This is a genomic window from Roseibium porphyridii (assembly GCF_026191725.2).
GTDB lineage: Bacteria > Pseudomonadota > Alphaproteobacteria > Rhizobiales > Stappiaceae > Roseibium > Roseibium porphyridii.
This window is the reverse complement of the sequence record NZ_CP120863.1, coordinates 3983450-4004161: the sequence shown is the minus strand read 5'-3', so window position 1 is coordinate 4004161 and position 20712 is coordinate 3983450. Positions and strand designations below refer to the sequence as shown.

The 20712-nt window shown below is 54.8% G+C and carries 21 protein-coding genes; 8 read left to right on the top strand and 13 right to left on the bottom strand.

The features are described from left to right. The first annotated feature begins 277 nt into the window (after nt 1–277). The 3 genes from K1718_RS18505 to K1718_RS18495 all read left to right on the top strand — a co-directional run bounded on the left by K1718_RS18505 (nt 278) and on the right by K1718_RS18495 (nt 3630). Complete coding sequence (locus K1718_RS18505; protein WP_152502365.1) at nt 278–1627, top strand: hypothetical protein; 1350 nt, start codon at nt 278–280, stop codon at nt 1625–1627. A gap of 207 nt (nt 1628–1834) precedes the next feature. Beyond that, nucleotides 1835–2941, top strand: coding sequence for a COX15/CtaA family protein (locus K1718_RS18500; RefSeq protein ID WP_265681253.1), 1107 nt, complete (start codon nt 1835–1837; stop codon nt 2939–2941). Between the two features lie 155 nt (nt 2942–3096). Further along, nucleotides 3097–3630, top strand: coding sequence for a dihydrofolate reductase family protein (locus tag K1718_RS18495; RefSeq protein ID WP_265681254.1), 534 nt, complete (start codon nt 3097–3099; stop codon nt 3628–3630). A gap of 56 nt (nt 3631–3686) precedes the next feature. On the opposite strand, the gene K1718_RS18490 is transcribed toward K1718_RS18495, so the two are convergent. The 3 genes from K1718_RS18490 to K1718_RS18480 form a co-directional block, all read right to left on the bottom strand. Then, nucleotides 3687–4967, bottom strand: a complete 1281-nt coding sequence (locus tag K1718_RS18490; RefSeq protein WP_152502362.1) for an O-acetylhomoserine aminocarboxypropyltransferase — start codon at nt 4965–4967, stop codon at nt 3687–3689. 389 nt (nt 4968–5356) lie between these two features. After that, a complete protein-coding gene (locus tag K1718_RS18485; protein ID WP_152502361.1) occupies nt 5357–5668 on the bottom strand; it encodes a hypothetical protein in 312 nt (103 codons plus the stop codon). A 4-nt stretch (nt 5669–5672) separates the two neighbouring features. Next, entirely contained in the window at nt 5673–6203 is a 531-nt protein-coding gene (locus tag K1718_RS18480; RefSeq protein WP_265681255.1) for a CoA-binding protein, read from the bottom strand. Between the two features lie 180 nt (nt 6204–6383). Here K1718_RS18480 and K1718_RS18475 point away from each other — a divergent pair, with 180 nt between their 5' ends. Beyond that, nucleotides 6384–7259: an AraC family transcriptional regulator gene (locus K1718_RS18475; RefSeq protein WP_265681256.1), complete on the top strand. Its 876-nt coding sequence runs from the start codon at nt 6384–6386 to the stop codon at nt 7257–7259. A gap of 17 nt (nt 7260–7276) precedes the next feature. Here K1718_RS18475 and K1718_RS18470 read toward each other — a convergent pair whose 3' ends face one another. Together K1718_RS18470 and K1718_RS18465 are read right to left on the bottom strand one after the other, a co-directional pair. Further along, nucleotides 7277–7711, bottom strand: a complete 435-nt coding sequence (locus tag K1718_RS18470) for a DUF3052 family protein (RefSeq protein WP_265681257.1) — start codon at nt 7709–7711, stop codon at nt 7277–7279. 33 nt (nt 7712–7744) lie between these two features. Then, on the bottom strand, nt 7745–8566 hold the full coding sequence (locus K1718_RS18465; RefSeq protein ID WP_265681258.1) for an enoyl-CoA hydratase: 822 nt from the start codon (nt 8564–8566) through the stop codon (nt 7745–7747). A 169-nt stretch (nt 8567–8735) separates the two neighbouring features. Here K1718_RS18465 and K1718_RS18460 point away from each other — a divergent pair, with 169 nt between their 5' ends. Both K1718_RS18460 and K1718_RS18455 read left to right on the top strand, forming a co-directional pair. Then, nucleotides 8736–9563 carry a DUF1194 domain-containing protein gene (locus K1718_RS18460; RefSeq protein ID WP_265681259.1) on the top strand — a complete coding sequence of 276 codons (828 nt, stop codon included), beginning with the start codon at nt 8736–8738 and terminating at the stop codon, nt 9561–9563. A gap of 203 nt (nt 9564–9766) precedes the next feature. Next, nucleotides 9767–10888: a thioesterase domain-containing protein gene (locus K1718_RS18455; RefSeq protein WP_173006066.1), complete on the top strand. Its 1122-nt coding sequence runs from the start codon at nt 9767–9769 to the stop codon at nt 10886–10888. Nucleotides 10889–10912: 24 nt separating this feature from the next. Here K1718_RS18455 and K1718_RS18450 read toward each other — a convergent pair whose 3' ends face one another. The 7 genes from K1718_RS18450 to K1718_RS18420 form a co-directional block, all read right to left on the bottom strand. Beyond that, nucleotides 10913–12946, bottom strand: coding sequence for an ASKHA domain-containing protein (locus K1718_RS18450; RefSeq protein WP_265681260.1), 2034 nt, complete (start codon nt 12944–12946; stop codon nt 10913–10915). 230 nt (nt 12947–13176) lie between these two features. Next, on the bottom strand, nt 13177–14139 hold the full coding sequence (locus tag K1718_RS18445; protein WP_152502353.1) for a methyltetrahydrofolate cobalamin methyltransferase: 963 nt from the start codon (nt 14137–14139) through the stop codon (nt 13177–13179). Then, nucleotides 14140–15033 carry a methylenetetrahydrofolate reductase gene (locus K1718_RS18440; RefSeq protein ID WP_152502352.1) on the bottom strand — a complete coding sequence of 298 codons (894 nt, stop codon included), beginning with the start codon at nt 15031–15033 and terminating at the stop codon, nt 14140–14142. Then, nucleotides 15026–15328, bottom strand: a complete 303-nt coding sequence (locus K1718_RS18435) for a virulence factor (protein ID WP_152502351.1) — start codon at nt 15326–15328, stop codon at nt 15026–15028. The genes K1718_RS18440 and K1718_RS18435 overlap by 8 nt, the downstream gene beginning before the upstream one ends. Nucleotides 15329–15443: 115 nt before the next feature. Next, nucleotides 15444–16112, bottom strand: a complete 669-nt coding sequence (locus K1718_RS18430; RefSeq protein WP_152502350.1) for a DUF1638 domain-containing protein — start codon at nt 16110–16112, stop codon at nt 15444–15446. Nucleotides 16113–16121: 9 nt separating this feature from the next. After that, a complete protein-coding gene (locus tag K1718_RS18425; protein ID WP_152502349.1) occupies nt 16122–16823 on the bottom strand; it encodes a corrinoid protein in 702 nt (233 codons plus the stop codon). Between the two features lie 253 nt (nt 16824–17076). Next, nucleotides 17077–18747, bottom strand: a complete 1671-nt coding sequence (locus tag K1718_RS18420; RefSeq protein ID WP_265681261.1) for a formate--tetrahydrofolate ligase — start codon at nt 18745–18747, stop codon at nt 17077–17079. Nucleotides 18748–19132: 385 nt separating this feature from the next. Here K1718_RS18420 and K1718_RS18415 point away from each other — a divergent pair, with 385 nt between their 5' ends. After that, entirely contained in the window at nt 19133–19696 is a 564-nt protein-coding gene (locus tag K1718_RS18415) for a hypothetical protein (protein ID WP_265681262.1), read from the top strand. A gap of 45 nt (nt 19697–19741) precedes the next feature. Here K1718_RS18415 and K1718_RS18410 read toward each other — a convergent pair whose 3' ends face one another. Further along, on the bottom strand, nt 19742–19984 hold the full coding sequence (locus K1718_RS18410) for a hypothetical protein (protein ID WP_265681263.1): 243 nt from the start codon (nt 19982–19984) through the stop codon (nt 19742–19744). Between the two features lie 144 nt (nt 19985–20128). On the opposite strand from K1718_RS18410, the gene K1718_RS18405 reads away from it, so the two are divergent. Beyond that, nucleotides 20129–20689, top strand: coding sequence for a helix-turn-helix domain-containing protein (locus tag K1718_RS18405; RefSeq protein ID WP_152502347.1), 561 nt, complete (start codon nt 20129–20131; stop codon nt 20687–20689). The last annotated feature ends 23 nt before the right edge of the window (nt 20690–20712 follow it).

The window sequence follows — 20712 nt, the reverse complement described above, 5'->3', positions numbered from 1 at the left end:
CGTAAATCTTGTTTCATAACGGAAGACATCCGGCGCAGCTTATAGCCCGGATCTGCTTTTTGCGGCAAGCGGCCCCTTGTGTTTGACCGGATCGCTCGCCGTCACATTGAGACAATTGAAATTTCTGACTTGGCGAAGGGCGATTTTGGGCCCGAGCGCGCTGACCCGCAAAACGATTTCGCGGGAGCAGATGCACTTTGATTTGCGCACAAAAGCAATGGTCATTTGATCTTGGCCTTGCGATCCGGACCAAGTCGTGAACGGCAAGGTGTTTGACATGATCAATTCTTCCATAGGCATTACAGGCTCTGTCGGGCGGTGGGGAAAGAATGACCAACTCGACGTGGTCGCGGTGCAGACGCGGCTGAACGAGCTCATGGGCGGGTCGCGCACAAACCTCGTTCCAGATGGTATCAGCGGAAGGAAGACGCGCGGAATGATCGCTGATTTTCAGATCAGCGTGGTTGGATTTCGGAAGCCCGATTCCCGTGTTGACCCGGCAGGGCGCACAATAATCGCGATGAATGATCCGAATTCTGCATCGGTGTGGCAGAGGATGAGTATTCCGGATCTGCCGGACGACAACGGTCCGTCAGGTGGCGGTTCTTCCGAAAAACCGAAAGTGGATCCAAAACCGGCAACGCGCCCGACAATGGTGCCGCGCGCCTTGACCGACAAGGAAATTGCCGCGACCAAGCCAGGTGGGTTCTTGAGGTTTGCAGATGCGGCGTCGCCGGGTGGGTTTGCCACCGTCAAGGCTGGTGAAACCTGGCTGGCACCGGAAGGCAAACGTCTGATCATTCATGCCATCGAATATGAGACGCGGGAGGACGGTAAACTCAAGCCCAACGGCATCATTACCTATCAGCAAATCACATCGGACATTGCGACGGCGAAGGAGGGGGTGATCTACCGGCAAAATCGGGAAGGTTTCGTCACAGATATTCTTTATGCTGGGATTGCGCATGCCGGGAAGAAACTGAAGTCCACCCAAGTTCTGATCGAGATGGAAATGGAGTTTCTGCTTGCGGTCGCTTCTGCCAATCCGTTCGTTTTTGCCGCAGATGTCGGGCTCAAGGTTGCCGAGTGGACTGCAAAGAACAAGGACAACTTTCCAAAATGGGCAAAGGCTATCAGTCTTGTTCTTGCCGCGCGAAAAACACTGAAAACCTATGCTCCAACCTTGTGGGACAAGATCGTGGACGCCGCCCTCTTTGCGGCATGGAAAGGAACAAAGGCAGCTGTTGCCATGTTCGGAGAAGACGTCGCACGCAACATTCCGGATGCGATGGCAGGGGACACCAAAAAGATCACCAAACTTGCAGGATCTCTTTTGGGCTCTATCGGCAAGAGCGGCTTTAACGCGCGTATGACGGCACTTCGTTTGGTTTGGACCATCTTGTCGACTGTTGCCATGAAGGCACTGACGTCTATTCCGGCGGCGGTCAAAATCACGGCTGCCGAAAAGAAAAAGGCCGCTCTGGATCTGGTCTTGTCCCTCAAGAAGGCAGGTGTTGCCCTGACTGAAGGCGATGCTGCGACAATCGTTGAGGAGGTGGTGAAGAACGCTGACGAGGTGAACGACGCAATCAAGAAGCTCAAAGCTGGCTACGATGCCATTCGCTAGCGGTTGGTGAACCTGTCGCCAGCCGTGGATAAATTCGGCTTGCAGAAAGCTCTAAGCGCGCGTGCCGGTTGAGCGTCAGGTCTGAACTAAATGATATGACCATTGGAATTGACACAAAGTGTCTCAGGCTCCTTGCCGACATGCTGCTACCCCTATATTTCGGCAACCAAGGGATTTTTCGGAAACGCGACGGGCCGGGGCTGGTTTATGAATGTCATTGCAGACAGCGCTAAGGAAAGCACAGGACAATTGATTCCAGCCAGAAGACAGAGGATCCAGCAAAGCCGGGCGATGATCCGGTGGTGGCTCTATGTAGTGTGCGCGCTGATCCTGGCAATGGTTGTTGTCGGCGGGGCCACCCGGCTGACGGAATCGGGTCTGTCCATCACCGAGTGGAAGCCCATTCACGGCGTCATTCCGCCCTTGAGCGAAGCCGAATGGGAAGAAGAGTTAGAAAAATACCGGCAAATTCCCGAATATCAGCTCATCAACAAAGGAATGAGCCTGGAGGAATTCAAGTTCATCTTCTGGTGGGAATGGGGACACAGGCTGTTGGGCCGCTTCATTGGTGTCGCTTTCTTTGTCCCAATGGTTGCGTTCTGGGCAGCGGGAAGAATTGAGCCGTGGCTGAAGCCGAGGCTCTTGTTGGGACTTGCTCTGGGTGGATTGCAGGGGTTTGTCGGCTGGTGGATGGTGGCCTCAGGTCTGGTTGAGCGTGTTGACGTCAGTCAATACAGGCTGGCAGTACACCTGACGCTGGCTTTGATTATCTTTGCCTATCTGTTCTGGATTGCACGACGACTGACGCCACTTTCGCAACCAACCGAAACAGAAACGGCACGTTTGTCCGGACTGAGCAAACTCGTGTTCGCGTTTGTTTTCCTGCAAATGTTCCTGGGCGGTTTGGTTGCAGGCCTGAATGCGGGACTGACATTCAACACCTGGCCATTGATGGACGGTCAAGTGATCCCGAAAGGGCTTTTCGTGATGGATCCGATCTGGCTCAATTTTTTTGAAAATGTCATGACGGTCCAGTTCCAGCACCGGGTTACAGCATATATTCTGGTCTTCATTGGCCTGGCGCTAACAGTTGCCACATTCCGCGTCAGCAGCCGTCCGGCCTTGCGACGGGCTGGCGCAAATGTTGGTGGCTTCATTTTGCTTCAAGCAATTTTCGGAATATTGACTCTGATCTGGCAGGTTCCGCTTTCAATTGCACTGGTCCACCAAGGGTTTGCAGTCATCGTGCTTGCGGCCATTGTTGATCACATGGCCCTGTTGAAAGGGCCTTACCCGTTGCAAAGCAAGGCCTAGTCTGCAAAGAGTAGAACACTTGCGCTGACGGTTTGACAATCGAGTGCAGTGCAACCCAGACTTGCCCATCAAAGAGGAGTGCTCCGACAGTGATCAAGTAGAGGCCAACTGAAAAAACGCCTTCGGGCAATTTGGACTTACTTGCGGAGCACATCATGCAACCCATCATCTATGACGTGGCTGTCTCAATTGACGGCTTCATTGCCGGTGCAGGCGACGACATCACGAAATTCGCTCACGAGGGTCAGGTTGTTGAGGACTATTTCGAGCGCCTCAACACATATGCCATCGCAATCATGGGGCGGAAAACATATGAATTTGGCTACCGATTTGGGCTCGAGCCGGGCGCCAACCCGTATGAGAACATGAAAACCTTCGTTTTTTCCAGATCATTGGAGCTTCCGGGAGAAAGCGCGGTTGAAGTGATCGACAAAAACGAGCTCTCCAAAATCAAGGATCTGAAGGCCAACGCGGACGGTCCGATTTATGTGTGCGGGGGAGGGGAGTTCGCAGGCCATCTCATGAGCAATCGCTTGATTGATATCCTTCGTTTGAAGCGGGCCCCGATCCTTCTGGGCAGCGGCGTCAGGTTGTTCGGGGATTTTGGTGACGGTCGTGAAATGATCAACACGACAACGCGCATTTACGATGGCGGTTACCTGTTTCAGGAGTTTCAGGTCAAACCTTAGAAAGACAACAAAAAAGCCCGCCAACCGGCGGGCTTTTCATGACCCGGTAGGAAAATCTATCCGGAAAGTGCCTGGTCGAGATCTGCAATGATGTCATCGACATCTTCCAGTCCCACAGAAATACGAACCACGTCAGGCCCAGCTCCGGCTGCGACCTTCTGATCATCTGACAGCTGACGGTGTGTTGTCGATGCCGGGTGGATGATCAGGCTACGGGTGTCGCCAATATTGGCCAGGTGCGAGAACAGTTCCACCTTTGATACGAGATTCACACCCGCATCATAGCCGCCCTCAACGCCGAAGGTGAACACGGCGCCAGCACCCTTGGGCAGATATTTCTGCTGCAAAGAGTGGTGCTTGTCTTCGGGTAAGGCTGCATAGGACACCCAGTTGACCTTGTCGTGACCCGACAGATGAAGCGCAACCTTCTTGGCGTTGTCGGAGTGTCTCTGCATGCGCAATGGCAAGGTTTCGATACCGGTCAGGATCATGAACGCGTTGAACGGCGAGATCGCAGGGCCGAGATCACGCAGTCCAAGAACGCGACAAGCGATGGCAAAGGCGAAGTTGCCGAATGTCTCATGCAGCACGATGCCCTGATACTCCGGACGAGGCTGCGAGAGCAGGGGATAGTTGCCGCTGGCAGACCAATCAAAGCTGCCGCCATCCACGATAATACCACCCATGGAGTTACCATGACCGCCCATGAATTTGGTCAGGGAATGCAGCACAATATCGGCACCATGCTCGATCGGACGGCAGAGATAGGGACTTGCCATCGTATTGTCGACGACGAGCGGAATGCCTTTTGCCTTTGCAAGGGCCGCAATGGCTTCGATATCGACGACGATGCCACCCGGATTGGCCAGGCTTTCGATGAAGATCGCGCGGGTCCGATCGTCAATTGCAGCCTCGAATGAGTTGATATCGGCAGGATCGGCCCACTTTACGCCCCAGCCGAAGCTTTTGAAGGAGTGATTGAGCTGGTTGATTGAACCGCCATACAGTTTGTTGGCCGCAACGATGTTGTCGCCGGGTTGCATCAGCGAGTGGAAGCACAGAAGCTGAGCGGAGTGGCCGGACGCGGTCGCCAGCGCGGCAGTTCCGCCCTCAAGGGCGGCGACACGTTCCTCAAGCACAGCGGTGGTCGGGTTGGTGATACGCGTATAGATGTTGCCGAAGGCCTGCAGACCGAACAGGGAGGCCGCGTGGTCAACATCATCAAAGACAAAGGATGTTGTCTGATAAATCGGTGTCGCCCTGGCACCGCTCGAAGGGTCGGGTGCAGCGCCGGCGTGAATGGCAAGCGTGGAAAAGCCCGGAATGTTTTCGCTCATTAATTAACCTCCCTTTTGGATTGGCGGCCAGTTTGACCGAAGGCCTCAGGGAGGTCAAAGCAGGATTTTCCGATTTCCGGACGGGAGCAAAAATTGTAGTTCTGAAAACGCGAACAATGCGCAATGCGGACTACTGATTAGAGATGTCATCTCCTTGGTTCAGTCTCATCAGAAAATAGACACCGAACACCAGGGCGATCGCCAAAATGGGGAGGCACAGCGCCAAGAGGACTGTATCACTTACCATAGTAAACATGAGCACCTCCTGTGCTTATGAATGCGGACCTGCAACTGCGAGTGTTGACCCGCCAATATGGAGAAACAGGAAAATCAGTTCTCTGCATTTGTGCAAAGATCAACGAAACATCTCATCAAAAAAGCTTAAATCTTTAAGCGCGTTTGGTTTGCGATGAACGCCTATTCGACCCTTTGCCCTGCCTTTGGAACCCTTTTTCAGACCAGCTTTCGTCACGGTCGGCGAAAGGCGATCCGGGTTTTGCGCGGTTTGAGATCACAAACAAAACGAATGACACCAAGCCAGCCATCGCCATCAAAACCAGTTCAAACGCCGTAAACAGGGTCGGTTCCTGCATTCTGTCCCCCTCTTCGAACATGTTTCCGGACTTGATGTCCGGTTGAAAGGGTTTGGTCGACGAGACGCCATCCAAACCAGTCACATGCAATGTCGAAGCTGGCGGCATTTTTCTAACCGTCTTTGTCCCCGGATAGTCCACGGTGTTGGAACCCAGATTTCAGGGATGGGCGCTTCGAGGACAGAGTCCTCGAGTTGACACCCGCCCAACCGATCTCACCGGACAACCGACCATATTCGATCTTGGGACAGCGGTTCATAACCACCTTTATCCCGGCATCTTCAGCTCGTTTTGCGGCCTCATCATGGCGAACCATCAATTGCATCCAGATTACCTTCGGCAACTTCTGGTTCGAGATCACCTGGTCGATAATTTGTCCCGCCGCTTCTGAATTTCTGAAGATGTCGATCATGTCGGGAATGGCTGGCAGGTCATCCATCGACGCGTACACCTTCTGGCCAAGAATTTCTTTGCCAGCCTGGCCAGGGTTGATCGGCCAAACGTCATAGCCTTTAGACAGCAGATATTTGAGCACAAAAAAGGACGGACGTACGGAGTTGGCACTCGCCCCGATCATGGCAACAGTTTTGACCTCGTCCAGAATGCCTTTGATGTAGGCATCGGAATATCCGTCGTGGTTCATCGTCAAAGTATCCCTTTTGTGTCTGGCGCCATCCAATGCGAAACCGGAGGATGCTGCAAGGGTGGCAGAGAGCACAAAAGGTCACAACTTTGAAAAAGCGCACGTACGGTCAGGCAAATCTGTTGGACAGCGTCTAGACAAGTTGAGTCAGAGGCAAGAGACAGGCTTGGGAAACACCAGATGAACGCAATCAAGAAGCGTTTAGAAGACACGCTGGAAAAAATCGATACAACACTCGATGCGCCCTTGGATATTGCTGCATTGGCGACCGCTGCAGCCTGTTCAAGGTTCCACTTTCAGCGGCAGTTTTCTGCATTTGTCGGTATGGGGGTTGCCGATTATCAGCGTCTTATGCGGTTCAGGCGCGCTGGTCTGCAACTTGCCTTCCGACATGAGACACCCATCACCGAGGTTGCTTTCAACGCCCACTACGAAAACCTGGAGAGCTTTTCCCGTGCCTTCAAACGTGTCTTCGGTCAGAGCCCGAGCGCGTTCCGAAAGTTGCCCGACTGGTCACGCTGGCAAGAAACTTATCAACCGATATTGGATTTGAAAGGAGAGATTATGCGGAACGTCGAACTCAGTGCCGAAGAGGTGCGCATCGTCACATTTGAAGAAACCTTGGTCGCGAGTCTGGAGCACCGTGGACCGCCAGCACAAATTCCGGCATCCGTTCGAAAGTTCATTGCCTGGCGCAAGGACTTCGGCACACCGCCCTCAAAGAGTGCGACGTATAACCTTTTTTACGATGATCCAAAGACAGCGCCAGCCGAGGCCTTTCGGTTCGGCATTTGCTGCAAGGTCGAAAGGCCTGTTGAGAAAAACACTTTTGGGGTCGAAACCGGTATCATTCCCGGTGGGCGTTGTGCGGTGTTCCGGCATAGAGGGCCGCTTGAAAATGCCGATGATGCAATTCGCGAATTCTATAAGGACTGGCTTCCGGCAAGCGGGGAAACCCTTCGAGATTTTCCACTCTTTGTCGAACGCGTCAGCTTTTTTCCGGATGTAGCCGAGCATGAGGCGATAACAGATATCTATTTGCCGCTTCAGCAGTGAACCGGACTTTCACCTCTTCAAGAGAGTTTTTCTGCCTGTTGAGCGCGCAGTTCCTTGCGGATTACCAACTTCAATCCTGACCAGGTTGCATCGACGGCGCAGACTTTTATGTCGACAAAACCGATCGGCAAGCAGACATCACGAATGACATCTTCTGTGACGGTCGTCGGCACCTTGCTGGCTTTCTTGGGCCAGGAGATCCAGATCATGCCGTTCGGTGCAAGGGAGTCTCTGAGGTGCAGAAGTTGAGTTTCCAGGTCATCTCGTTCGGTCACGAAGACATGGGCACAATCCAGTCCTGGTTCAGCGCTTGTGAGCAGAGTTAGAGCTGGCTCCTGCGCCTTCAGTAGCTCGGCAATTTCCTGAGGCATGCCCTGTCGCCAGCAAGTCATTCCGGGCTTCAGTCCGAGCTTTGCCGAGAGGGGGCGACCGGAATAGCCAGCTTGTGTCATGGTCGTTCCCACCTCGCTGAAACAACTGTCACCTCAGGTGTCGGTCCATTCGGGTTTACGCTTTTGCAGAAAGGCTGAAATTCCTTCCTCTGCATCTTTGGCCATCATATTTTCCACCATGGTTTCGGCAGCAAAGTCGTAAGCCTCGGCAAGCGGCATCTCCAGCTGGCGGTAGAAGGCTTCTTTCCCGATCTTGAGAGTCTTTGCAGACTTGGATGCGATGACTTCGGCGTATTTCTGGACAACCTGCTCCAGATAGTCACCAGGAACGATGCGGTTGATCAGGCCGAAGTCCTTGGCGGTCGATGCGTCTATGCTTTCTCCTGTTAAAAGCATTTCCATAGCCTGTTTCGGAGCCACATTTCTCGACAGGGCAACCATGGGCGTAGAGCAGAACAGACCGATATTGACACCCGGCGTGCAGAAGGTCGCCGTGTCGGTCGCAATTGCAAGATCGCACGAAGCAACCAGCTGACATCCGGCGGCCGTTGCAACGCCGGTTACCACCGCTATCACGGGTTTTGGATGTCGGACGATCTGCTGCATCAGGTCCGAACACTGCCGCATGATCACCTGGTAAGTTTCTTTTCCGCCGTCGCTTTCGGCCCGTGCCGCGGTCAGTTCCTTCAAATCGTGACCAGCACAGAACACCTTGCCTTCCGCTCCAAGCAGAACAACACGAACATTCGGATCGGCTTCTGCTTTTGTCAGCTCATCCGATAAAGCGCTCATCATCTCTCGCGAGAGCGCATTCATACGTTCTGGACGCTGCATGACAATGCGATAGACACCTTCGTGAAGAAGTGTGGAAAGCAGGGGCTTTTGGGCGTCGTCATTCGCTGCGGCTTCGGACATGGGGCACTCCGTGAACTGATCCGTTGTTGGTCTTATACCTGATCCAATCCCGGCTTCCATAGTGGTGTGTTCAATAGGGCCGGCTTGCGAGGTTTCCGATCACAGATCGTTTATCAGGTCCCTGAAGCAGGCAGCTGACGGTTTGCGCCGGATCGGTTATCCTCGGTCGATGTGGAAGATTGCCCCATTCCGGTCCTGGACCGGCGCATTGCTGGGACTTCTTGCCCTTCTTGCTCCAGCTTCTGGGCAGGAAAAAGTCGATGTTGCGCTTGTTTTGGCGGTCGACGTCTCCCGCTCCATGTCTCCGGAAGAACTTGAGATCCAGCGCAAAGGCTACGCAGCGGCAATCTCTAGTCCTGAAGTCGTTCGCGCAATCGAGCTTGGAGCTCACGGTCGGATCGCACTGATGATGTTCGAATGGGCCAACGAAAATCACGCCCGCGAAATCGTCGGCTGGTCTGTCATCGAAACGCAGGAAGATGCGTTGACCTTCGCCGACAAGATTCTGAATGACAGGTCTTTCGGACAACGCCGTACGTCCATTTCGGGTGCAATTCGGCATGCAGCCTCAATACTTGCCGACGTGCCTTTCGAAACGGATCGCAAGGTCATCGATATCTCAGGCGACGGACCGAACAATCAGGGGCTTCCAGTGACACCTGTGAGAGATGCCGCGGTGGAGGCGGGGCTTGTCATCAACGGGCTCCCATTGATGACCAAGGGCGGCATTGGGTTTCAGTTCAATATTCCGGATCTTGATGAGTATTATCGCCGGTGTGTAACAGGCGGGCCGGCAAGCTTTGTGATCCCGGTAATCGAATGGGCACAGTTTCCGGATGCCGTGCGCCGCAAGCTTATCCTGGAAATCGGTGGGCGGGTGCCAGCTGAAGCGCCCAAGGTTCTCAAGGCGCAGATCCGCTTTGAGGAACCCTATGATTGTCTTATTGGCGAAAAGATCTGGCGACGGTTGCGCGAGCAGTATTTTTGGGATCCGTGAAGACTGGATTTACGCAAACAACAGCGAACAAACTTCACAAATGGCGTGCTGAGAGTTGTCTTCGTTTCACGCCAGTTGCCTGCAAGCAGTGCTTGCTTGCCATTCGTTTACCATAACGGAAATTCGAGCGTCGTTTCACGCGGGGGTTGTGTTATGTATGCATCAAAGGGGTCCAGCAGGTCGTATCGGTTTCAGGGGGAAGGGTGTCGCTCGACATCGAAAAAATATTGACCAGAGAAGCGTCCAACGTACTTGGGCGCATTGTCACGTCTCGTGAAGACCTCAATGATCATTTCAACATCAATAAAGTTCTGAAGTTCGTTCAAGGTGTTTACAAGAGCACCGGCATCGAACTCGATGTGAATTGTTTTTATGTCTGGCCGAACATCAAGTCTCTCGCCAGGGCCGTTCGGCAAAGACAATACCAGGACATTCCCAAGCTGATTTTGCTCAAGGAAGGCGACGAAAGTGTGCCGCTTTTTGTCTTCGCCGGAGGGGCAAGCTGCTTTCTGGAGTTGAAAAACATCTTGGCGGGTCTCGATTTCAGAGGTGCCATCTACGGTGTCCGCCAGACACAATTCGGAAGGCATCATACTGCGCCTGCTGTTGTTGAAGACGAAGTGGAAGCCTGCTGTCACGTCATTGAACAAAGGTTCAAGGGCGTGCCGGTTCGTTTGCTCGGCTATTCGTTTGGAGGTGTTGTTGCACTTGAGCTGGCGCGAAAGCTAAAGGCTGCAGGCTCGGAAGTCAGTTTTCTCGGGCTGATCGATACACATCAAAGTGAACATGCGTGGCCACTCGGGATCTGGGCGCGCGTTGTCGGCAGGAAAATTCTCAGCCGTCTGGGAAAAATCAAAGCCGCCTTGACGTCAAGCCAACGCAAAACGAGCCCAGCCGTTTCCACAACGGTGTCATTGCCCAGAAAAGTCCTGGCGCGGCGGCTGAGCCCGATACTTTTCAGGTTTTACAGGCCGACATCTCTCAGGTACCCGGAAATGGCGCCGGAGTGGGTCTACGGTCACACACCAAAATATGAAAACGCCGGAAAGCAATTGCTGCGAATGCGCGGTCTTTATCAACCAGAAGCCTATGGTGAGCATCTCGTCTTCTACAGGGCAAGCGGCCTCAAACCGCAAAGCTGCGATCCATGGGACACTTGGCATCGATTTTTGCCGAAGGCAGAGTGGTCAAGCGTACGGGGCAATCATCTGAGTGCAGTTGCCGGTAAAAACGGCTTTGCCATTGGCAAGGACGTTGCCGATCGCCTGAACATGACGATGACAGAGGCTCCAGCCTGGGACGTCCGTCTGGCAGGCGCAGGATAAACCTGTTCCAACACGCGTTGCCGACTATCCTCTTCGACGGCGTCTGCGCCGCTCGCCGGTTCCGGTCTCTGGTGACGAGGTTTGCAACGGCTCAGGCAGTTCGACAGCGGAGCGCAGGTGCGGGAAGCTGTCTGCCTTGTTCGGCAATGCCATTGCGTTGACGAAATGCTCCTGAAATTTCGGTTCCAGTGCGGTTTCAATTTTCTCGATATCGCGCACCGTCTGTTCGATTTCCCGACGATAGCCGCGGTTGAGCAACGCCATGCGTGCCCCGGTGCCTGCGGCGTTGCCGACGCCGGTCACACCTTCAAGAGAGCAGTCGGGTATCAGTCCGAGGATCATCGCATATTTGGGATCGATATAGCTGCCGAAAGCACCCGCCAGGCGAATACGGTCAAGGTGATAGGTACCGAGTTTGTCCTGCAGCAGCTTTACGCCGGCATATAGAGCGCCCTTGGCAAGCTGTATCGCGCGAATGTCGGTCTGAAGGATTGAAATTTCGACACCATCTTCGGCGATCGAATAGGAAAAGGTGCGGCCTTGCGACCGAATGCGCGTTGTTCGTGCAGCCATATTGCCGTTGATGACGCCGTCTTCGGTGATCAAACCGGCAAGAAACATTTCCGCAACGGCCTCGATGATACCCGAGCCGCAAATGCCAGTGACGCCGACACTATCGATTTTCTCGGCAAACCCTTCCTCGTCGGACCACTCGTCGACGCCAATGACCTTGAAGCGCGGTTCCAGCGTCTCCTTGTCGATCCGAATGCGCTCGATCGCGCCGGGAGCAGCGCGTTGGCCGGACGAGATTTCTGCTCCTTCAAAGGCCGGTCCCGTCGGGGAGGAGGCTGCAAGCAGGCGATCCTTGTTTCCAAGGACGATTTCCGCATTGGTGCCGACGTCGACCAGCAGAGTGATCTCGTCGTGTGAATAAGGGCTTTCAGACAGGGTCGCTGCCGCAGCATCAGCGCCAACGTGCCCGGCGATACATGGCAGCATGTAGACACGCGCCCCTGGATTGAGTTCCAGATCCAGATCACGCGCAACCAGGTTCATCGCATCGGAGGCGGCGAGTGCGAAGGGGGCTCCACCAAGCTCCACCGGATCAATTCCAAGAAACAGGTGATGCATCACAGGGTTGCCGACAAAGGTCGCATCAAGCACGTCGGAACGGTCAGCGCCGACATCGCCAACAAGTTTGCCAACAAGCGCGTTGACCGCCTCACGAACCGCCTTCGTAAGGTCGGGTAGTTTCGCCGGGTTCATCTGAACATAGGACACCCGGGACATCAGATCTTCACCAAAGCGGATCTGCGGATTTGATGTGCCGGCTGAAGAAACTGTTCGACCGTTTTGCAGATTGCACAAATGAGCTGCAATGGTCGTGGAGCCGATGTCGACCGCGAGACCGTAGACAGCTTTCTTTTCACCCGGCCAAAGGGCAATCAGTGTTGGTAATGTTCCAAGATCCTGATGAATGGCTGCCGTTACGTTCCAGTTTGCCTTGCGCAACATGACTTGAACGCCAGGAAGCAGGGCAGGATCAAAGACGAGGTCAGCAAGGCCAGTTGCAGCGATCAGGGCATCGCGAAGGCGGTCGATGTCTCCTCGTGGTGTTTCCATGTCTGGTTCGTCAATGGAAACGCTCACGAGCGAAATTGCGCTATCCGCCTCGATCTGTTTGGCTTCGGCGCGCTTACGGACCACCTGCCGGTTCGTTTGCGCGTCGGTCGGAATGTCGACCACCAGGTCCCCGAGAATTTTCGCCTGGCAGGAAAGACGCCGATCCTCGGGCAGTTTGCGCAAGGTGGCATAGCGGGTTTCGGCCTCAGTCGCACCTTCCAGGTGTTCAGCCGAGCTGATGACGTTTTCCTTGGCAAATTGCCCTTCGGACACGGTCACCTGGCACCGCCCGCAAATGCCACGTCCTCCACATACAGATTCCACATAGACGCCAAGTGAGCGAGCTGCATCAAGCAGGGGGGTGCCGACGGGAAAAGTGCCGCGTCGCCCGCTGGGCTGAAAAACAACTTTGGCGTTTTGAGGTGTCTCGGTCATGGCTTTGGTTCAGTCACCACAGGGATTTCTCAATTCTCAGTAATCGTTTTGCCTATCCACTCACTGCGGGAGAGGGAACGCATATCAGTAGCAGCAATTCTTCGCCACGGTCTTGAGCGGCTGCGCGTATTTCAACGGCTCCGCGATGCACAAAACCCCTCCCGTTAGCGGGAGGGGACTGACGCAGCGATTCGACCCGGTCACTGACCTCATCTGGTCTTTCTGATCCCTCAGCCTGCAGACCGCCGAGCCGCGCGACCTCCACGGCGACGTCCGCCGCCGGCAGATGCTCCGCCATCCGCTGGAGTTGAAGATGCAGCGCTCGCTGCCGCCGGCTGATGGTCCCTGTAAGTCATGATCCATTCCTGGCAGTTAGGATCCGTTCCATTCAGAACATTGGCGGCGCGCACGGCTTCCATTTCCTGTGGGCGGCAGGGGTTCATGATTGCTGAAGTCATGCCGGCGCCGATCACCATCGGAATGAAACCTGCATTGATGCCGTGTCTGTGTGGCAGACCAAAGGAAATGTTGGAAAGGCCGCAGGTCGTGTTCACCTTCAGCTCGTCGCGCAAGCGGCGTAGGAGTTTGAACACTTGCTGACCGGCAGTTCCCATTGCACCGATTGGCATGACCAGAGGATCGACGACAATGTCATGTGACGGGATGCCGAAATCAGCCGCCCGTTCCACGATCTTCTTGGCAACGGCAAAGCGCACATCCGGGTCTTCGGATATCCCGCTTTCGTCGTTTGAGATTGCAACAACCGGGACGTCGTACTTCTTGATTAGCGGCAGGATCGCTTCAAGCTTTTCTTCTTCACCTGTTACCGAGTTGACAAGCGGACGGCCCTTGGCGACCTCCAGCCCGGCTTCGATTGCCGCGGTTACAGATGAATCAATTGACAAAGGAACGTTCGTAAGCTCTTGAACAATCTCAAGAGTTTTAACAAGAAGCGGAGGCTCGGTCTCGTTCGGGTTAACTGCGGTAACGCCAGCATTGACATCGAGCATCGTTGCACCGGCTGCAACCTGCGCCAGTGCATCGGCCTTGACGGTTTCGAAATTGCCTTCGATCATTTCCGCGGCCAGTTTCTTGCGGCCGGTCGGGTTGATCCGTTCACCGATCACACAAAACGGCTGGTCGAAGCCTATGATGATTTCCTTGGTGGCGGAGGCGACAACAGTGCGGGTCATTTAGGCGCTTTCGTTGGCTGTCAGTGTGGAGGAGGGGGATTGAAAGGACCAGCTCCCGCGGTTGTGGAGCCAATCCGCGGTTTTCTGGACCCCGCCAAACGGATAAACATGGATTTGAACGAGCTGACAGGAGGGCTGACTGACAACACGGTTCTCAAGCGGCTCAACCATGGTGTCCGGGTCATAGCCGGAGAGCATGGAGACGACTGCACCACCGCGTTTTTTCAGGAAATTGAGTGAATTCTCGACACCGGCAAAGGCTGCGTATTTCAAAAGCGTCGTCATCTTTGCAGGGCCGGCCACCCCTATATGTACCGGAAAGAGGTTGCCCCAGTCGCGCAACTCGTCAAGCCAGAGGCTGACCCGGTGAGGGTCGAAACCGAACTGGGTGACGATGCGGAATTCCGCATCGCTTTGAGCAGCAAGTTCATGCTTGCGGTTCAAAAATTCCCGGATGACATCAGGTGAGATGTCGGGAGCGCCTTCCGGGTGACCCGCGACGGCAATTTTTTTTATGCCAAGCTTGTCGAAAAGACCGGTTTCCAGAAGGGAGACTGATGAAGTCAACGGGCCGGACTTTTCGGCTTCACCCGCAATCGCCAAGACTTCGGTGACGCCTGCCTCTTGCGTGAGCCGGTGGATGCGTCGCTCAAAGGCTTCATAGGAGGGGTACCGGCGTGCCGCCATATGCGGAACTGGCGTCAGCTTGTGGCTGGTCAGTGTGCGGGCAGCGGCAACAATGGTGTCTTCCGATGCATTGCCGAGGTCTGTCACATAGACCTGTGTTCCGGTGGGAATGCTGGCAAGCAACTCCGTTTTTTCGATCACCTGTTTGGGTGACATTTCGGTCGAGGCGGGAAGCCGCCCATTCGCCAAAAGACGCTGTTCAGTCATTCTCGCTGCCTCCACTTGCCAAAAGGGTTTTCAGACGGTCCTTCGGATAGGCCGTTACCAGCTCACTCAAGGCTGTCTCTGCTTCAGATTCCAGGTCGTCAGAAACCTCAACCGGGTCTGCACGGCGCCACTCGGCCATATAGGCCTCGCTGTCTTTGGCCCCGACCCTCATGGCGCAGGCGTCGATTGCCTCCATGAACATGGCTGGCAGTTCCCTGCGGGCAGATTTCCGTCCCTTTTTCACCAGGATCTGTGCCGGGATATCCCGCCAAAATACGATGATCTTCTGCGCCATGGCCTCTTTCTCCACCTGACAATCTATCTTTGAAGGAAGGGCTGATCTTCAGGCCGCCTGATAGCGGCATCATCACGTGAAAAACCGACTTATCCCACGGTGGGAACGACGGAATTCATTTTGGAAGATCTTTGCCGACAAAAGGTGCCAGCATTCCATAGCCGGTCTTTTTGATTTCGAACGGTAGGTCCAGGCGTTCCGCGGCGCGCCTAGCGGCTGCTTCCAGGTCCGGATCGTCGGTCTGAGCAAGGTAAAGCAGGCGCGTATAGTGCGCGAAATACATGTCTCTCAAATGCGGATGCCAGTCGAGGCCAAGCGGTTCGATAACCATTGTCTGGAAGTGTCTTGCAAGAAAGTCAGTCAGGTAGAATGTGCCCAACTGGTCCTCCTCCATCTGATCAAAGGCCTCCAGACCGGAAAAGAAGGCATAGCAATGCGCGCCTTCGATACGACGGGCACCCGTTTCTTTTAGTACTTTGTCCAAAAGGCCGCCGGTTCCACAATCGCCATAGGCGACCAGAATCTCGGAATAGACATCGTTGTTCATGAGGATGGTCCTGCGAACCTCCTCAGGAATCTTGTCCGGCGTATTGTGCAGCTTGGCGGGTAAGCAAGTAAGATCGATATGATCGAGATTGTTCTGGTCTCTGATCGCTATGATTTCACGTGCCAGAGCTCCGCAGGCAATAACGAGCACGCGGCCGATCTTGTCGCCCGCGTCGCCTTCCGTCTCGATTGGGAAGAGAGGCTCGCCCGCCTGCATATCGGCAGCCTCCTTGAACATGTCTCAGCCTCAGCCTTTGGCCAGCTGGTTGTGGCGCCGGGCGATCAGGTCCTTTGCCATTTCCACGGCAACGGCTGCGTCCCGGCAATAGCCGTCAGCTCCGACCGCCTCGCCGAATTCCTCGTTGAGAGGCGCGCCGCCGACGAGCACGATGTAATCGTCCCGAATGCCCTTTTCCTTCATCTCGTCGATCACGACTTTCATGTAAGGCATCGTGGTCGTCAGCAGTGCTGACATGCCGAGAATATCCGGTTGATGCTCTTCGAGGGCAGCCAGGTAGTTTTCGACCGGATTGTTGATACCGATATCGATTACCTCAAAACCGGCACCTTCCATCATCATGGAAACGAGGTTCTTGCCGATATCGTGGATGTCGCCCTTCACCGTGCCGATCACCATCTTGCCAACCTTTGGAGCGCCTGTTTCGGCGAGCAACGGGCGTAAAATGCCCATGCCGGCTTTCATGGCGTTGGCGGACAAAAGCACTTCCGGCACGAAAAGGATGCCGTCCCGGAAATCTATGCCGACGATACGCATGCCTTCAACGAGGGCTTTCGTCAGGACGTCGTAGGGTGTCCAGCCGCGACCAAGAAGGATGTTCACTCCTTCTTCGATCTCTTCCTGCAGACCGTCATAGAGATCATCATGCATCTGTTCGACAAGTTCGTCGTCGGACAGGGAGGCGAGATCGATATCGTCTTCATCGGACATAAGGCAGCTCCAACCTGGCGCTAAGGGCCAACAACTTAGTGAAAAACCTTATGCCCCAAGGTGGAATCGTCGATATCTCCAATGCGACACGGCAAGTCGTTTACGCGACAGCTGTGCTTGGAAGGGCGCATCTCGAGTTGTTTTGCATACCGGATTAGCCTTTAGCCACCGCAGTTTACCCCATGTGTCGCTGCAAAAAGAAAAGGCGGATCGAATGATCCGCCTTCAGTTTGTCGTTCCGATCCGGACGTGGTCAGAACAACCCTTCAATCTGTCCGTTGTCATCAAGGCGGATATGGTTGGCCGACGGCACGCGTGGCAGACCCGGCATTGTCATGATCTCGCCGCAGATAACGACAATGAAGCCGGCACCAGCGGACAATCTGACTTCACGAACCGGCAGACTGTGACCGGTCGGTGCACCGCGCATTTGCGGATCCGTTGTGAAGGAATACTGTGTCTTGGCCATGCAGACCGGCAGATCACCGAAACCGTCGGCCTCCCAGCGCTTCAACTGGTCGCGCACGGATTTGTCGGCGAGTACTTCATCAGCGCGGTAGATCCGCTTGGCGATGGTTTCGATCTTTTCAAAAAGCGACAGGTTATCGTCATAGAGCGGGGCAAACTGTGCCGCACCGCTTTCAGCCAGTTCAACCACACGGTTTGCCAGTTCTTCCGTTCCGGCAGAACCATTGGCCCAGTGCGTAGCCAGGATGGCATCGACACCGAGGTCTGCGCAGTAGTCTCTGACCGCCTGAACTTCCGCGTCTGTATCAGCAGTGAAGTGATTGATCGCAACAACCGCTGGAACGCCGAACTGCTTCACGTTCTCAATGTGCCGGCCAAGGTTTGCGCAACCCTTGGCGACGGCATCGACATTCTCGGCGCCCAGGTCTTCCTTGGCGACGCCGCCATTCATCTTCAGGGCCTTGATCGTGGCGACGATGACGACTGCATCAGGGGAAAGACCGGCTTTGCGGCATTTGATGTCGAAGAATTTTTCTGCACCGAGATCCGCACCGAAACCGGCTTCGGTCACAACGTAGTCGGCAAGTTTGAGAGCTGTCTGTGTGGCAACCACTGAGTTACAGCCATGCGCGATATTGGCGAACGGACCGCCATGGATGAAGGCCGGGTTGTTTTCCAGTGTCTGAACCAGGTTCGGCTGCATCGCCTCTTTCAGCAGCACGGTCATCGCGCCGTCCGCTTCAAGGTCGCGTGCCCGGATTGCCGTGCGGTCACGGCGATAGGCCACGATGATGTCGCCAAGGCGCTTTTGCAGGTCGTCCAGGTCAGTTGCCAGACAGAGGATCGCCATGATCTCGGAAGCAACGGTGATGTCGAAACCACCTTCCCGAGGAAAGCCATTGGCGACGCCGCCGAGCGAACAGACGATGGAGCGCAGCGCACGATCGTTCATATCAAGCACCCGGCGCCAGGTGACACGGCGCTGGTCGATGCCGAGCTCATTGCCCCAGTAAATGTGATTTTCAATCAGGGCAGCCAGCAGGTTGTGAGCTGAGGTGATGGCGTGAAAGTCACCTGTGAAATGCAGGTTGATGTCTTCCATCGGCACGACCTGTGCGTAACCACCGCCTGCTGCGCCGCCTTTCATGCCGAAGCATGGGCCAAGCGAAGGTTCGCGCAGGCAGATCATGGCATTCTTGCCGATCCGGTTCAGACCGTCGCCGAGACCAACAGTCGTTGTTGTCTTGCCTTCACCGGCCGGCGTCGGGTTGATGGCCGTGACCAGGATCAACTTGCCGCTGTCGCGCCCATCCAGACTGTCGATATAGTCAGCTGCGATCTTGGCCTTGGTGCGGCCATAGGGCAGCAGGGATTCGTCTGGAATGCTCAGTCGCTCGCCGATGTCCTGAATAGGTTTCATCTTGGCTGCGCGGGCAATCTCAATATCGCTGGCCATCTTTATGTCTCCGGGGCGTGTCCAATATTGGGGTCTGCTCAAGCAGACGGTTGCTGCTCAAGTCGTTGAGGGAACGCTATTTGAGAGCGCGGTACCTGAACTGTTCCGAATACGACAGGATGCGCCCCGGAAGCGACGACACATTCAGTCCCTTTGAACAGGAGGGCACGAGAGTGGAAAAACAGCAGAAACTGAGCAACGATTGTCGGCAATGGCGACGCTCTCGGCGCACGTGCTACCGCCGCTTGCTATTGACTGCGAGAAGTCGAGCGCCAGGTCAGCACTAACAACTCAGCAAGTAATTGCAGGGTGCTATCCGGTCAACGCCAGCAGGGAAACACGGACAAAGGCCAGTCGGGCCTCTACTTTTTGAAAGGCCACTAGTGTGCAAAGGGCAGACAGGACTTTTGATGAAAGCGCGGCCGCCACAACGGATTTCGGCCCCTATTTCCTTCTTGCTGATGCCGATCTCAAAATCTACTCCGTATTCGATGATCTGCGATACGACCGCTCAGATGCCGAGATTATGAGTCCCGCAATGCGGCGCCACGCTGTTGCAAAACTGGCAAATCTGGGCTTCAGGCAGACGTCTGGTTCTGTGTTGCACAACAAGGCAACGGACGTTTCTTGCTACATTCCAAAGCCCCAGGTGCTGGGGGCCTCTCCCTTCGATGTGACGCGCTATACGCCCAAAAGGGACAAAGATTTCTACATCCTCACGCCAACGCAGACAGCTTGCCAGTTCATTGATACCTATCCTTATGATCTTGCCGTCGAAAAGGTGATTTCACTAGTTCAGAAACAGCCAATCAATCTCTACCGAATTCTTGACTATCTGGAACACAAGCCGGCTCACGAGGCTATTCGCCCGGCATTGGGTTACTTCAAGTCGGTTCAGCGAAAGGCGGTCCAGTCAGAACCATTGTGTCGAAGGCGAGCGCTTGGGTAATGGAGCTGCGCTGATGCGGCATAGACCGCCTTTGAGGGCAGGGCGTCAGTGCAAACTCAACAGAACTTCAATGTCTGTTTGAGAGAGAGGTTCCAGCAAGGCTCTTTCTTCAGTGTTCAGCTTGGCATCGCCTTGGATGTAGTCCTTGATCTGAAGAGCGATTGTGCTGGTTGACTGGTAGTATAAATCACCGTGCGAACGGCTGATCTCGAGAAGCAGTCGTTCGATCAGCTTCTTGCGTTTGACTGAATCAAGGTCAATCCGCTTCTCTCTTAGCACTTGCTGCACGTCCGGTGTTTTCGCGTTGAACCGCTTCCACTCGGTTAGGTAGGTCAGGAGCGTCTCACTTCCAGAGGCAATGCTCGCTCAATCTCCTCCTGCTCCAAAACCAGACGTGACAAGGCTGTATTTTCGGTAGATCCTCTCAACACCATGACTGATTCAGAAATTCTCTCACGTTTGCCGGAACGCCTGAAAAAAGCGCGCCGCGCGCAAGGACTTTCGCTTGAGGCTGTTGAAAAAATCTCGGGTGTTTCTCGATCCATGGTCAGTCAAATTGAACGCGGAGAATCAAATCCAACCGTTGCGACATTGCTCAACCTGACCAGGGCCTTGAATGTCGATTTTGCAGGGCTTTTGGGCGAGGACACGCCAGAAGATCGGGTGGAAATTCTGCACGAGCATCAGACACCCGCGCTTGATAGAGCAGGCGACGGGTGCAAGATCCGAATACTGTCGCCGCCGCAGGACACCGGCCGGTTTGAAGTCTATGAGCTTATTTTCGCCAAAGGCGGCAAACTGGAAAGCAAGCCTCACGAACGCGGAACCCGCGAGCAGTTGATCGCGGAGGAAGGACGGCTGGAGGTAACATCTGGCGTTGCCAAGGGAGTCATCGACAAGGGTGATACTGCACGCTATGCCGCCGACGTTCCCCATTGCATAGAAGCGATTTCAGGTCCGGCCCGTGCAATTTTGATGGTCGTGAAGTTCTGAGGTTTGACGATCAGCAGCGATAA

Bases quoted from the DNA above. Each gene is read 5' to 3' on its own strand.
- K1718_RS18475 (WP_265681256.1), top strand. From the start codon at position 6,384: ATGAACGCAATCAAGAAGCGTTTAGAAGACACGCTGGAAAAAATCGAT.
- K1718_RS18495 (WP_265681254.1), top strand. From the start codon at position 3,097: ATGCAACCCATCATCTATGACGTGGCTGTCTCAATTGACGGCTTCATT.
- K1718_RS18500 (WP_265681253.1), top strand. From the start codon at position 1,835: ATGAATGTCATTGCAGACAGCGCTAAGGAAAGCACAGGACAATTGATT.
- K1718_RS18505 (WP_152502365.1), top strand. From the start codon at position 278: ATGATCAATTCTTCCATAGGCATTACAGGCTCTGTCGGGCGGTGGGGA.
- K1718_RS18440 (WP_152502352.1), bottom strand. From the start codon at position 15,033: ATGACTGAACAGCGTCTTTTGGCGAATGGGCGGCTTCCCGCCTCGACC.
- K1718_RS18460 (WP_265681259.1), top strand. From the start codon at position 8,736: ATGTGGAAGATTGCCCCATTCCGGTCCTGGACCGGCGCATTGCTGGGA.
- K1718_RS18420 (WP_265681261.1), bottom strand. From the start codon at position 18,747: ATGGCCAGCGATATTGAGATTGCCCGCGCAGCCAAGATGAAACCTATT.
- K1718_RS18485 (WP_152502361.1), bottom strand. From the start codon at position 5,668: ATGCCGCCAGCTTCGACATTGCATGTGACTGGTTTGGATGGCGTCTCG.
- K1718_RS18430 (WP_152502350.1), bottom strand. From the start codon at position 16,112: ATGTTCAAGGAGGCTGCCGATATGCAGGCGGGCGAGCCTCTCTTCCCA.
- K1718_RS18450 (WP_265681260.1), bottom strand. From the start codon at position 12,946: ATGACCGAGACACCTCAAAACGCCAAAGTTGTTTTTCAGCCCAGCGGG.
- K1718_RS18425 (WP_152502349.1), bottom strand. From the start codon at position 16,823: ATGTCCGATGAAGACGATATCGATCTCGCCTCCCTGTCCGACGACGAA.
- K1718_RS18490 (WP_152502362.1), bottom strand. From the start codon at position 4,967: ATGAGCGAAAACATTCCGGGCTTTTCCACGCTTGCCATTCACGCCGGC.
- K1718_RS18480 (WP_265681255.1), bottom strand. From the start codon at position 6,203: ATGAACCACGACGGATATTCCGATGCCTACATCAAAGGCATTCTGGAC.
- K1718_RS18405 (WP_152502347.1), top strand. From the start codon at position 20,129: ATGACTGATTCAGAAATTCTCTCACGTTTGCCGGAACGCCTGAAAAAA.
- K1718_RS18470 (WP_265681257.1), bottom strand. From the start codon at position 7,711: ATGACACAAGCTGGCTATTCCGGTCGCCCCCTCTCGGCAAAGCTCGGA.
- K1718_RS18445 (WP_152502353.1), bottom strand. From the start codon at position 14,139: ATGACCCGCACTGTTGTCGCCTCCGCCACCAAGGAAATCATCATAGGC.
- K1718_RS18435 (WP_152502351.1), bottom strand. From the start codon at position 15,328: ATGGCGCAGAAGATCATCGTATTTTGGCGGGATATCCCGGCACAGATC.
- K1718_RS18465 (WP_265681258.1), bottom strand. From the start codon at position 8,566: ATGTCCGAAGCCGCAGCGAATGACGACGCCCAAAAGCCCCTGCTTTCC.